Source organism: Vibrio sp. Vb2880, assembly GCF_033337975.1.
Lineage (GTDB): Bacteria > Pseudomonadota > Gammaproteobacteria > Enterobacterales > Vibrionaceae > Vibrio > Vibrio alginolyticus.
On the sequence record NZ_JAWORT010000008.1, the window covers coordinates 206,681 to 218,814 of the forward strand.

11 protein-coding genes are annotated in these 12,134 nt (G+C 44.2%); 8 read left to right on the forward strand and 3 right to left on the reverse strand.

All coding sequences use genetic code 11. From position 1 onward, the window contains the following. Positions 1–10: 10 nt before the first annotated feature. From aceE to ampD, 3 genes are all read right to left on the reverse strand, one after another. Positions 11–2,674, reverse strand: coding sequence for a pyruvate dehydrogenase (acetyl-transferring), homodimeric type (aceE, locus tag R7M92_RS11660; RefSeq protein ID WP_005386612.1), 2,664 nt, complete (start codon positions 2,672–2,674; stop codon positions 11–13). Positions 2,675–2,722: 48 nt separating this feature from the next. Beyond that, positions 2,723–3,490: a pyruvate dehydrogenase complex transcriptional repressor PdhR gene (gene pdhR, locus R7M92_RS11665; RefSeq protein ID WP_005379989.1), complete on the reverse strand. Its 768-nt coding sequence runs from the start codon at positions 3,488–3,490 to the stop codon at positions 2,723–2,725. Between the two features lie 405 nt (positions 3,491–3,895). Continuing rightward, positions 3,896–4,447, reverse strand: coding sequence for a 1,6-anhydro-N-acetylmuramyl-L-alanine amidase AmpD (ampD, locus tag R7M92_RS11670; RefSeq protein ID WP_042521337.1), 552 nt, complete (start codon positions 4,445–4,447; stop codon positions 3,896–3,898). Between the two features lie 92 nt (positions 4,448–4,539). Here ampD and nadC point away from each other — a divergent pair, with 92 nt between their 5' ends. The 8 genes from nadC to yacG all read left to right on the forward strand — a co-directional run bounded on the left by nadC (position 4,540) and on the right by yacG (position 11,744). Beyond that, entirely contained in the window at positions 4,540–5,427 is an 888-nt protein-coding gene (nadC, locus tag R7M92_RS11675; RefSeq protein WP_005386616.1) for a carboxylating nicotinate-nucleotide diphosphorylase, read from the forward strand. 261 nt (positions 5,428–5,688) lie between these two features. Further along, the gene (locus R7M92_RS11680) at positions 5,689–6,138 is read left to right on the forward strand and encodes a pilin (protein WP_054574816.1); all 450 of its coding nucleotides are present in this window, start codon (positions 5,689–5,691) and stop codon (positions 6,136–6,138) included. A 3-nt stretch (positions 6,139–6,141) separates the two neighbouring features. Next, positions 6,142–7,827, forward strand: a complete 1,686-nt coding sequence (gene pilB / locus R7M92_RS11685; protein WP_136976641.1) for a type IV-A pilus assembly ATPase PilB — start codon at positions 6,142–6,144, stop codon at positions 7,825–7,827. Positions 7,828–7,850: 23 nt separating this feature from the next. Further along, on the forward strand, positions 7,851–9,074 hold the full coding sequence (locus R7M92_RS11690) for a type II secretion system F family protein (RefSeq protein WP_318133402.1): 1,224 nt from the start codon (positions 7,851–7,853) through the stop codon (positions 9,072–9,074). A 64-nt stretch (positions 9,075–9,138) separates the two neighbouring features. Continuing rightward, complete coding sequence (locus R7M92_RS11695; protein WP_017635919.1) at positions 9,139–10,008, forward strand: prepilin peptidase; 870 nt, start codon at positions 9,139–9,141, stop codon at positions 10,006–10,008. After that, on the forward strand, positions 10,009–10,623 hold the full coding sequence (gene coaE, locus R7M92_RS11700) for a dephospho-CoA kinase (RefSeq protein ID WP_017635920.1): 615 nt from the start codon (positions 10,009–10,011) through the stop codon (positions 10,621–10,623). A 27-nt stretch (positions 10,624–10,650) separates the two neighbouring features. Further along, the gene (gene zapD / locus R7M92_RS11705; RefSeq protein WP_005373086.1) at positions 10,651–11,391 is read left to right on the forward strand and encodes a cell division protein ZapD; all 741 of its coding nucleotides are present in this window, start codon (positions 10,651–10,653) and stop codon (positions 11,389–11,391) included. A 158-nt stretch (positions 11,392–11,549) separates the two neighbouring features. Continuing rightward, the gene (gene yacG / locus R7M92_RS11710; RefSeq protein WP_017635922.1) at positions 11,550–11,744 is read left to right on the forward strand and encodes a DNA gyrase inhibitor YacG; all 195 of its coding nucleotides are present in this window, start codon (positions 11,550–11,552) and stop codon (positions 11,742–11,744) included. The last annotated feature ends 390 nt before the right edge of the window (positions 11,745–12,134 follow it).

Genomic DNA, 12,134 nt, shown 5'->3' on the forward strand with positions numbered 1-12,134 from the left:
ACCTTCTTAATTAAGCGTATAGCGGGTTTGTTTTCTCTGTGTCGATGTCGAATTTCTTAATTGCTTCTGCAACTACAGATTTCTCAACTTCGCCACGTTTCGCTAGTTCAGTTAGCGCTGCTACTACTACGTAACCTGCGTTCACTTCGAAGTGACGACGTAGGTTTTCACGGCTGTCTGAACGACCGAAGCCATCAGTACCAAGAACTTTGAAAGACTCAGCAGGAATGTATGCACGAACCTGCTCTGCGTAGTTCTTCATGTAGTCAGTTGCTGCGATAGCAGGTTCAGTACCCATTACTGTTTGGATGTAAGGTACTTTCGCTTCCGCTTCTGGGTGAAGCATGTTGAAACGCTCTGCATCTTGGCCATCGCGAGTTAGTTCGTTGAATGACGTTACAGAGTAAACATCAGAAGCAACACCGTAATCTTCGCTTAGGATTTGAGCTGCTTTACGTACTTCATTCATGATAGTACCAGAGCTCATTAGCTGAACTTTCGCTTTGTCGCCCGTGTAAGTTTCTAGCTTGTAGATACCTTTACGGATGCCTTCTTCAGCGCCTTCTGGCATTGCTGGCATTGCGTAGTTTTCGTTCATTAGCGTTAGGTAGTAGAACACGTTTTCTTGTTCTGGACCGTACATGCGACGGATACCGTCTTGCATGATTACTGCTACTTCGTACGCGAATGTTGGGTCGTAAGAAATACAGTTAGGAACCGTACCCGCCAAAATGTGCGAGTGGCCGTCTTCGTGCTGTAGACCTTCACCATTCAACGTTGTACGACCCGCAGTTGCACCTAGTAGGAAACCACGTGCTTGTTGGTCACCAGCCATCCACGCCATGTCGCCAACACGTTGGAAGCCGAACATTGAGTAGTAGATGTAGAACGGGATCATTGGTAGGTCGTTTGTCGAGTATGAAGTCGCAGCAGCAACCCATGAAGACATAGCACCTAGCTCGTTAATACCTTCTTGTAGAACCTGACCTGAAGTCGCTTCTTTGTAGTAAGAAACAACGCCACGGTCTTCTGGTGTGTAAGTTTGGCCGTGCGGGTTGTAGATACCGATTTGACGGAACAGACCTTCCATACCGAATGTACGTGCTTCGTCAGCAATGATAGGAACGATGTTCTTACCAATGTTCTTGTTCTTAAGAAGAACGTTTAGCGCACGTACGAATGCCATAGTAGAAGAGATATCACGCTTCTGTTCTTCTAGTAGTGGCTTGAATTCTTCTAGCTCAGGAACGATGAATTCTTGAGTGAATTTTGGTAGACGCTGTGGCGTGTAGCCGTGTAGCGCTTTACGACGAGCGTGTAGGTATTCGTACTCTTTTGAACCTTCTTCAAGTTTCAGGTACGGAAGTTCTTTCACTGCTTCGTCAGTTAGGATGTCTTGAAGACCTAGACGGTCACGTAGGTGTAGTACGTGAGTCATGTCCATCTTCTTAACTTGGTGCGCGATGTTCTTACCTTCAGCCGCTTCACCCATGCCGTAACCTTTAACAGTCTTAGCTAGGATTACTGTTGGACGACCTTTAGTTTCTGCCGCGTTTTTGTATGCCGCGTATAGCTTAGAAGACTCGTGACCACCACGCTTAAGTGCGAAGATTTCGTCATCAGTCATGTCAGCAACAAGTGCAGCTGTCTCTGGGTACTTACCAAAGAAGTGCTCACGTACGTACGCGCCATCTTTTGATTTGAATGTTTGGTAGTCGCCGTCGATCGTTTCATTCATAAGCTGTAGAAGCTTACCAGTCGTATCTTTAGCTAGTAGTGAATCCCAGTTGTTACCCCAGATTACCTTCACTACGTTCCAACCAGCACCTTTGAACAGACCTTCAAGTTCTTGAATGATCTTACCGTTACCCATTACAGGGCCATCTAGACGCTGTAGGTTACAGTTGATTAGGAAACATAGGTTGTCTAGTTTCTCACGCGCAGCGAAAGAGATAGCACCACGTGATTCTGGCTCATCCATCTCACCGTCACCTAGGAACGCGTAAACGCGCTGCTCTGAAGTATCTTTAAGACCACGGCCTTCTAGGTACTTAAGGAAACGAGCTTGGTAGATAGAAGCGATTGGACCTAGGCCCATCGATACTGTCGGGAACTGCCAGAATTCAGGCATCAGTTTAGGGTGCGGGTATGAAGGAATACCTTTTCCGTCTACTTCTTGACGGAAGTTGTCTAGCTGCTCTTCAGTTAGACGACCTTCAACGAATGCACGTGAGTAGATACCTGGTGAAATGTGACCTTGGTAGTAAACTAGGTCGCCACCATCCTTCTCGTTTGGCGCACGGAAGAAGTGGTTGAAACATGTCTCGTAGAACGCAGCAGAAGACTGGAAAGACGCCATGTGGCCGCCTAGCTCTAGGTCTTTCTTAGATGCACGTAGAACGATCATGATAGCGTTCCAACGAATAATTGAGCGAATACGACGCTCAAGTGTTGTGTCACCTGGGTATGCTGGTTCTTGGTCTGCAGGAATCGTGTTGATGTAGTTAGTTGTGATACCTGTTGGCATATCAACACCGTCTAGACGTGCTTTATCTAGAACTTGCTCTAATAGGAATTGAGCACGCTCTAGACCTTCTTCACGTACAACTGACTCAAGCGCTTGTAGCCATTCTTGAGTTTCCAGTGCATCTACGTCATGCTTCATATCAGACATGGCGATCTATCCTTCTGTTGGTTGGATCTACTTATTTAAGTAACGCTCTTACGAGTCGTTACCCTGCTGAATTCGACGTAGAGAACGCTCTCGTCGAGACTCTTCTCGAGTCAAATCCAACAATGTTTCTTCGATGTAAGCCAAGTGCGAGTGGGACATTTCTCGCGCCTTTTCAGGCTGACCAGAAACAATCGCATCCACGATATTGGCTCGGTGTTTACTGACTTTCTCGACCGCTTCTGGGCGGCGACGTAGTAATTTAAAATTTTGTAGAATATTTTGCTCAAGCAAAGGTGCTAAGCTTCGAACAATGTGCAACAAAACCACGTTGTGCGCGGCTTCTGTCAAAGCGATCAAAAATTGCATCACTTCCGCAGATTCAGCTTCGATATCGTTGTTTGCTTGCTCTTGGCTAATGCGTTCAAGGCAACCTTGAATACGCGCAAAATCTTCTTCGGTACCACGTAAAGCTGCAAAGTAAGCTGAAATTCCTTCCATTGCATGACGAGACTCAAGCACATCAAGCTGGGTTTCAGAATGACTAGACAACAAATTCAACAAGGGATCTGAAAAGCTCTTCCAGATATTCTCACTTACGAATGTTCCGCCACCTTGGCGACGAGTCAACAAACGCTTCGCTTCCAAGCGTTGAATGGCTTCTCGGACTGAAGGACGAGACACATCGAACTGTTTTGCCAGTTCACGCTCTGGAGGCAGTTGTTGCCCCGGAGACAATGTTCCTTCCACTATCAACCTTTCTAACTCTTGTTCTATAACATCAGAGAGTTTTGGCTGACGAATCCTTTGATAAGCCATAATTTATTGTTCTTCTACTCTTGCAGGTAATTGGTAATACCAATTTTAAGTTGGTGCAGAAATTAACATAATTAAAACGCCACTGTCCAGCCGAAAATTGACCTAAATCATAGAACGAGCTTACTTCCAACACTCTGATAACAATCGACTGTTAAAACAGCAATAGAATTGGTATGACCAATTACATAAAGCATACAAATGGGAAGTCGACGTGCTAGCAGTTTTGGAAAAGAAATACAGAAAATGACAAAATTATCAGTCTATTTATTCACCAAAACGGCATATGCGAGCGTAAAAATGTAGTTAACTTTTAACAATCATTAATATTTCTGGTATCAAAAAAAGGCATACCTGATCGTATGCCTTATTTATTTCGCTTTTTTGAATTTACACTTTCGCTACAAATCAACGCTGTATAAGCAGTCTATATTTCACCCAATCAAAGCTTAGACCAGGATCGCTTTTTCTCAAGGGCGCAATATATTGATGACCGGTAATTCGTGGCGGGGTGATTTGAGGATAAGACTGCATAATCACCTCAGTGATCTCTGCAAGTGATTGATATTGCGCTTCTGTGTAGGCAGTAAATTCTGTCCCTTCAAGCTCGATACCAATGGAATAGTCATTACAACGCTCCCTGCCCGCGAAACTGGATTGACCGGCATGCCATGCTCTATCAAGAAAAGAAACAAATTGAACAACCTCGCCGTTTCTTTTAATCAAGCAATGTGCAGAAACGCCCATTTTGTGAATAACTTCAAAAAATGGATGTTCATTTGGGTCTAGCTTGCCAGTGAAGAAGTCCTCTATATATGGTCCACCAAACTGCCCAGGAGGCAAACTGATGTTGTGTACCACCAGCAGAGAGATGTCGTTTATATCAGAGCGGGCATCAAAAAATGGTGACGGAACATGCTTTGCCTGTGTCAGCCAGCCATTCTCGATAATTGGGCGCATATCAACCTCTCTACTTTGCAAATTAACTGCTGAAATTATTGACACCGGAGAGTATCATTCGTTGCCATCTCCCTTTCAAGACAAGATTTGCGATGAAGAACACACACAACATTCAAGAACGCCTAGAATACCTTAAACAACAACTCCCTTTAGAGATCACTCGCTCTGTCGCTGATACCTTAAAAGAAGATCTAGGTGGCAGTGTCGACGCAGATAACGACATTACTGCATCTTTGATCCCTGCCGATGCGGTTAATGCCGCAACGATTATTACTCGTGAGCATGGTGTGTTCTGTGGTCAAGCATGGGCTGATGAAGTTTTTAAACAGCTCGGTGGCAAGGTCAGCATTGAATGGCACGTAAAGGACGGAGATAAAGTCGAACCTAACCAAACCCTTTGCACGCTGACAGGCCCTGCTCGTGACTTGTTAACTGGTGAGCGTAACGCAATGAATTTCATCCAAACGTTGTCTGGCTGCGCAACAGTTACCGCAGAGTACGCTGAAAAAATCGCGCATACTGAGTGTCGTCTACTAGACACACGCAAAACCATTCCTGGTCTGCGTAGCGCACTAAAATACGCCGTGACGTGTGGTGGTGGCTTTAACCATCGCATCGGCGTGTTCGACGCTTACCTCATTAAAGAAAACCACATTATTGCTTGTGGTGGCATCACTCAAGCCATCCAAAAAGCGAAAGAGCTTAACCCAGGCAAACCAGTAGAAGTAGAAACGGAAAGCTTAGAAGAGTTGAAACAAGCGATAGAGGCTGGTGCCGACATCATCATGCTCGATAACTTCACAAAAGAAATGATGCGTGAAGCCGTAGCGATTAACGCAGGTCGTGCCGCTTTAGAAAACTCCGGCAACATTACGCTAGAGACCATCGCAGAATACGCAGAAACCGGTGTCGATTACATTTCGGTAGGCGCGTTGACTAAGCATTTAAAAGCGATGGATCTTTCGATGCGCTTCAAATAATAAAAGCAACACAATCTCAATTACTTCAACTAACTCAGTGAGTTGTGAGTAACTCATCATTTAAAAGGGCCAATTGGCCCTTTCTTTTTATCCACTAAAAAATAGTACTACTCGCAAAACTCTGCATGCGATATGCAACTTTTCACCAAAGAGTTTTATCTCACTCGAGAGCCCATCCCTTCCCCATTTTCAACCCACCTTAACTCTCCATAATCTTTCGCCAATGCAAGAGCATTATTAATTTTTAGGAAAGGGTTAAAAATGAAAAACAGTAAACATAAAGAACAACAGGGTTTTACTCTGATTGAATTAATGATTGTGGTGGCCGTTATTGGTGTTTTAGCAGCGATTGCTATCCCTCAATACCAAAACTATGTGGCCAAGTCAGAGTTGGGGGCTGGACTAGCAACAATAACCTCAGTACGAACTAATGTTGAAGATTACATTGTTACAAATGGTAGTTTTCCTGATGGTACAACTGCTGGCCAGCTAACAACTGACTTAGGAGTGATTCAGCCAAACAATGGTGCAATAACTTTTGATGACGCCAATAGCAACATCCTGTTAACTTTTGCCGGTTCTGGAAATAGCCCTGACGTAAATAATGCAAAAATAGCACTAAACAGAGCGGCTGGTGGTACATGGACATGTAAAGCCACCCTAGATGCTAAACTACTTCCAAAATCATGTTCTAAGGATGCTAATTTATAGAATATGTTAACCAACCTATCCACGGCTCTTCGCCAAAAAGGGTTACTGACGTTTTCCCAAGAAGAATCGTTAATAGAGCAAGTCAAAGCTTCTGGCATTTCGATGCCGGAAGCTTTACTCAGTTCTGGATTCTTCACGTCAAGCGAACTCGCTGAGCACTTAAGTTCTCTCTTTGGTTTAAATCAGCCCGAGTTATCTCAGTACGAGTATGCTTCGCTTTGTCAGCAACTTGGCCTTAGGGAATTAATCACACGGCATAACGCACTCCCACTCCAGCGTACGTCTTCAACGTTATTACTCGCCGTTGCCGACCCCACCAACCAACAAGCAGAAGATGATTTTCGCTTTGCCACTGGTTTACAGGTTGAATTGGTCTTGGGGGATTTTAGTCAACTCAGCGCGGCAATTCGACGCTTGTATGGTCGTTCATTGAGTCATGAGAAGTCCGGGTTAAAAGAGATCAACCAAGAAGAGTTAGCCAATCTGGTTGACGTGGGCGCAGATGAAATCGACAACATTGAAGACTTGAGCCAAGATGAGTCTCCTGTTAGCCGTTACATCAACCAAATTCTATTGGACGCTGTGCGCAAAGGCGCATCCGATATCCACTTTGAGCCTTATGAAAAGATGTACCGCGTGCGCCTACGCTGCGATGGCATCTTAATTGAAACACAGCAGCCACCAAGCCACTTAAGTCGCCGCTTATCCGCTCGTATCAAAATCCTCTCTAAGCTTGATATTGCAGAGCGACGTTTACCACAAGATGGGCGTATTAAGCTCAAGTTGAATCAAGACACCGCAATTGATATGCGTGTATCCACGCTGCCTACTCTATTTGGAGAGAAAATTGTACTACGACTGCTCGACAGCAGCTCTGCGTCATTGGATATCGACAAGCTTGGTTATAGCGAACAACAAAAACAATTGTACTTGGATGCGCTGCGTCGCCCACAAGGCATGATTCTGATGACTGGCCCAACAGGGAGCGGTAAAACCGTTTCTCTATACACTGGGCTAAGTATCCTCAATAAGCCAGAAATCAATATTTCCACGGCAGAAGACCCAGTAGAAATTAACTTATCGGGCATTAACCAAGTTCAGGTTCAGCCTAAGATTGGTTTTGGTTTTGCCGAAGCCCTGCGCTCTTTCTTACGTCAAGACCCGGATGTGGTAATGGTCGGTGAGATTCGTGACTTAGACACCGCCGAAATCGCTATAAAAGCATCGCAAACCGGTCACTTAGTACTTTCAACCTTACATACCAATTCTGCTGCTGAAACGGTTATTCGTTTATCAAACATGGGCGTAGAAAGCTTTAACTTGGCCTCATCTCTTAGTTTGATTATTGCCCAGCGCTTGGCCCGTAAACTGTGCTCGCACTGTAAACAATCACAAGAGCTTACCGTTCAGCTACAACACCTTGGAATTCAAGCAAGCGACAACATTTTTAAAGCCAATCCCGATGGATGTAATGAGTGTACCCATGGTTATTCCGGCCGAACGGGGATTTATGAAGTGATGCGCTTTGATGAATTTCTTTCCGAAGCGCTTATTAAAGGCGCCTCGGTACATGAACTAGAAAAACTCGCCATCGCAAATGGTATGAGCACGTTACAAATGTCGGGCATAGAAAAACTCAAACAAGGGATCACAAGTTTTAGTGAACTACAGCGCGTACTTTATTTTTAATCCTTTAATCAGCAGTCACATCCATGAAAAGCACTACACCACAACTTAAAAACTTCCGCTGGAAAGGCATCAACAGTTCAGGCCAAAAGACGTCTGGACAAACCCTCGCGATGACGGAAATTGAAGTACGCGAGCGTCTAGACGCACAGCACATCAAGATCAAGAAGTTAAAGAAAAGCAGTATTTCGTTTCTCACTAAACTCAGCCATCGCGTGAAAGGCAGAGACATCACGGTGTTTACCCGCCAAATTTCGACGATGTTGATAACCGGTGTGCCCTTGGTTCAGGCTTTAAAATTGGTATCAGAGAATCACAAAAAAGCAGAGATGAAATCCATTTTGATGAGCGTGACACGCGCCGTTGAAGCGGGGACGCCCATGTCAAAAGCCATGCGCACTGCAAGTGAACACTTTGACCCACTCTATACTGATCTTATCGCCACAGGTGAGCAATCCGGTAACTTAGCAGAAGTGTTCGAGCGCTTAGCCACCTACCGAGAAAAAAATGAACAACTCCGTGCGAAAGTGATCAAAGCACTGATTTACCCTGCGATGGTAGTGCTAGTAGCGTTAGGCGTGTCGTTTATCATGCTCACCAAAGTCATTCCCGAGTTTGAAAAAATGTTTGTTGGTTTTGGTGCTGACTTACCTTGGTTTACCAGGCAAGTGTTAGATCTTTCCGCCTGGACACAAAACTGGAGTCCGTTTATCGCACTAGGCTCCATTAGTTTATTCATCTCGGCGAGAATCCTCTCTAAGCGTTCAGATTCTTTTCGCTTAACGCTCAATCGATCTATGCTTAAATTTCCTGTCCTTGGGCCTGTATTATCAAAAGCAGCGATCGCCAAATTTAGTCGAACACTCGCCACAAGCTTTACAGCGGGCATTCCAATTCTAACCAGTTTAAAAACTACATCAAAAACATCAGGAAACTTGCACTATCAACTCGCCATAGAAGAAGTTTACCGTGATACCGCCGCAGGTATGCCAATGTATGTAGCCATGCGCAACTGTAATGTGTTCCCTGAATTGGTGTTACAAATGGTTATGATCGGTGAAGAGTCTGGTCGACTTGACGATATGCTCAATAAAGTTGCAACAATCTACGAGTTTGAAGTCGACAACACCGTCGACAACCTTAGTAAAATTCTAGAGCCACTAATTATCGTTTTTTTAGGTATCGTTGTTGGCGGATTAGTGACAGCAATGTACTTGCCAATCTTTAACTTAATGAGTGTATTGGGCTAGAATGAGCTGTTAACTCCTTTAAAACAGCATCTTGCTGATTTCACTCATCGCTCAAGAGACAAATATGGAAGTATTCCAGTACTACCCTTGGCTATTCGTTGTGTTTGCCACCATCTTCGGTCTGATCGTGGGTAGCTTCCTCAATGTGGTTATTTATCGACTACCTAAAATCATGGAACTAGAATGGCGACGCGAATGTGCCGAGTCATTTCCTGAATACAAAATAGAACCTCCTAAAGAAGTGCTGACCTTGAGCGTTCCACGCTCCTCCTGCCAGAAATGCGCAACACCGATACGTATTCGCGACAACATTCCTGTGATTAGCTGGCTGCTTTTAAAAGGCAAATGTCACAACTGTCAGGCAACCATTAGCGCACGCTATCCACTGATTGAACTGCTCACCGCGTTCTGTTCAGGCTTTATAGCTTATTACTTTGGTTTTAGTTACTTTACCGTTGCCCTACTCTTTTTTACTTTTATCTTAATCGCCGCAACATTTATCGATCTCGATACTATGTTGTTACCTGACCAATTAACATTACCATTAACTTGGGCTGGCATTGCCTTAGCATTAGTCGAAATAAGTCCTGTTACTCTACAAGATTCTGTCATTGGTGCTATTGCTGGTTACCTATGTCTCTGGTCCGTTTACTGGGGCTTTAAGTTACTTACTGGTAAAGAAGGAATGGGGTATGGTGATTTTAAACTACTAGCGGCACTAGGAGCTTGGCTAGGTTGGCAGTCACTGCCGATGATCATTCTACTTTCTTCTGTGGTTGGCATCGTATTTGGCATCATTCAACTACGCTTGCAAAAGCAGGGAATTGAAAAAGCTTTCCCTTTCGGTCCTTACTTAGCAATTGCTGGTTGGATAAGCTTAATTTGGGGCGACCAGATTTTAAACTGGTACTTTACTTCAGTTCTAGGAGTGTAAATGGCTTTGGTTATTGGTTTAACAGGTGGTATCGCTAGTGGAAAAACAACCGTCGCGAATCTGTTCAAACAACAATTTAAAATCGATATCGTCGATGCCGACATTGTAGCAAGAGAAGTTGTCGAGCCAGGTACTCCCGGCCTAAACGCGATTATTGAACACTTTGGTCACGATATCGTTCGTGAAGACCAAACTTTAGATCGCGCAAAGCTGAGAGAAAAAATCTTTTCGAATTCAGATGAAAAAGCATGGCTCAACGCACTGTTGCACCCGATAATTCGTGAAAAGATGATCGAAGATTTGCAGCAAGTCACTTCAGAGTATGCGTTACTTGTGGTGCCGTTGCTCGTAGAAAACAAGCTAGATAGTTTGTGTGATCGCGTTCTTGTCGTCGATGTAGAACCGAATACACAGATATCTCGCACGATGAAACGAGACAATGTGAGTGAAGATCAAGTTCGCGCCATCCTTGCCTCTCAAGCATCAAGAGAGCAAAGGCTCGCGCTTGCAGACGATGTGGTTAAGAATAATCCAAGTGACCCTGATCTTTTGCTTCAAATCACAGATTTGCACGAAAAGTACCTAGCCATGTGTAAGAAAAATCTGCGAAAATAGGAACGAAACTCACAAAGGCTTATGTCGATGACCACGCACAAATTTGAACATCCGTTAAATGAGAAAACTCGTATTTATCTAAGAGTGGAGTCTCTGCTGCGTCAGGCTCACTTGGCCTCTGGGTTTAGCGAAAATCATCAGTATCAACTGTTTTTCCGTGCGTTATTCGATATGGTTGAGATCTTCGAACAAATCCAACTGAAAAGTGAACTGGCTAAAGATCTTGAGAAGCAACGGCTGTCGTACCGCCATTGGCTAAATGTTGATGGTGTCGATCAAGACGCATTAAATACCTTGCTACAAGAGATAGATGTCGTTCATAGCCAACTAATGGGTGCTGAACGTTTTGGCCAAGCATTAAAAGAAGATCGCTTCCTAAGCTCTATCCGCCAACGCTTTAATCTACCGGGTGGTTCATGCTGCTTTGATCTGCCAGCATTACACTACTGGCTTCACCTACCCATTGAACGTAAAAAGCGTGATGCACAACAGTGGCAAGCAAGCTTAAAGCCCTTATCTGATGCGCTTTCGTTATGGTTAAAGCTCACTAGAGAGACCGGACATTTCAAAGCTCAAATCGGTCGTGCAGGTTTCTTCCAAAGCGACGCTGATGAAGCCAACATTCTAAGACTTCACATCCCAATGGAATATGGCGTTTATCCTATGATTTCAGGTCATAAAAATCGCTTTGCGATCAAGTTCATGTCGTTTGAAAACGGTCAAGCGTGCACACAAGATATTGAGTTTGAACTTGCTGTGTGCAGCTAAGACGACACTACGCCTCGCCTCCATAATCTAAAATTCAACGCTTTATTGCGCTTATATTTGATAAAATTTCGTAGCAGCAATAGCGCGTTGAATAAGCCATCTTTAATTCGTTTAGGTATACTACCCTTTAACACCAATTAGTAATGGGACGCTCAACTATGTCTAAAGTTACCATCGTTCAATGCCCACAATGTGGCGCCGACGTAGAATGGGGAGAACAAAGCCCTCATCGCCCTTTCTGCAGTAAACAATGCCAAATGATTGATTTTGGTGAATGGGCAGATGAAGAAAACACCATCCCTGGCGCACCCGATATGTCCGATAGTGATGGCTGGTCTGAAGACCAGTATTAAATTGAGACCTAGGGTAAAGGAATACCCTAGGTTCCTTCTTAGGGAATCTGAATCACGCTCCTTCGTCGCTGTCCAGAATGACGAATTTTAACCACGGTACTCTATAATCTTTGACCATCATTTCCTGTCATTCCGAGGAGCCATAGCGGCATCAGAAATCTACTCATAGCAAGGATGAAGCTAACAACATAAATACTTGCATACTCGACTAGTAGATTCTGAATCACGCTCCTTCGTCGCTGTCCAGAATGACGAATTTTAACCACGGTACCCTGTAATCTTTGGCTATCAATTCCCGTCATTCAGAGGAGCCATAGCGGCATCAGGAATCTACTCATAGCAAGGATGAAGCTAACAACTTAAACAATTGCATGCTCGACTAGTAGATTC

Excerpts from the sequence above, each read along its gene's own strand:
- aceE (WP_005386612.1), bottom strand. The coding sequence starts at position 2,674 with ATGTCTGATATGAAGCATGACGTAGATGCACTGGAAACTCAAGAATGG.
- pdhR (WP_005379989.1), bottom strand. The coding sequence starts at position 3,490 with ATGGCTTATCAAAGGATTCGTCAGCCAAAACTCTCTGATGTTATAGAA.
- ampD (WP_042521337.1), bottom strand. The coding sequence starts at position 4,447 with ATGCGCCCAATTATCGAGAATGGCTGGCTGACACAGGCAAAGCATGTT.
- nadC (WP_005386616.1), top strand. The coding sequence starts at position 4,540 with ATGAAGAACACACACAACATTCAAGAACGCCTAGAATACCTTAAACAA.
- R7M92_RS11680 (WP_054574816.1), top strand. The coding sequence starts at position 5,689 with ATGAAAAACAGTAAACATAAAGAACAACAGGGTTTTACTCTGATTGAA.
- pilB (WP_136976641.1), top strand. The coding sequence starts at position 6,142 with ATGTTAACCAACCTATCCACGGCTCTTCGCCAAAAAGGGTTACTGACG.
- R7M92_RS11690 (WP_318133402.1), top strand. The coding sequence starts at position 7,851 with ATGAAAAGCACTACACCACAACTTAAAAACTTCCGCTGGAAAGGCATC.
- R7M92_RS11695 (WP_017635919.1), top strand. The coding sequence starts at position 9,139 with ATGGAAGTATTCCAGTACTACCCTTGGCTATTCGTTGTGTTTGCCACC.
- coaE (WP_017635920.1), top strand. The coding sequence starts at position 10,009 with ATGGCTTTGGTTATTGGTTTAACAGGTGGTATCGCTAGTGGAAAAACA.
- zapD (WP_005373086.1), top strand. The coding sequence starts at position 10,651 with ATGACCACGCACAAATTTGAACATCCGTTAAATGAGAAAACTCGTATT.
- yacG (WP_017635922.1), top strand. The coding sequence starts at position 11,550 with ATGTCTAAAGTTACCATCGTTCAATGCCCACAATGTGGCGCCGACGTA.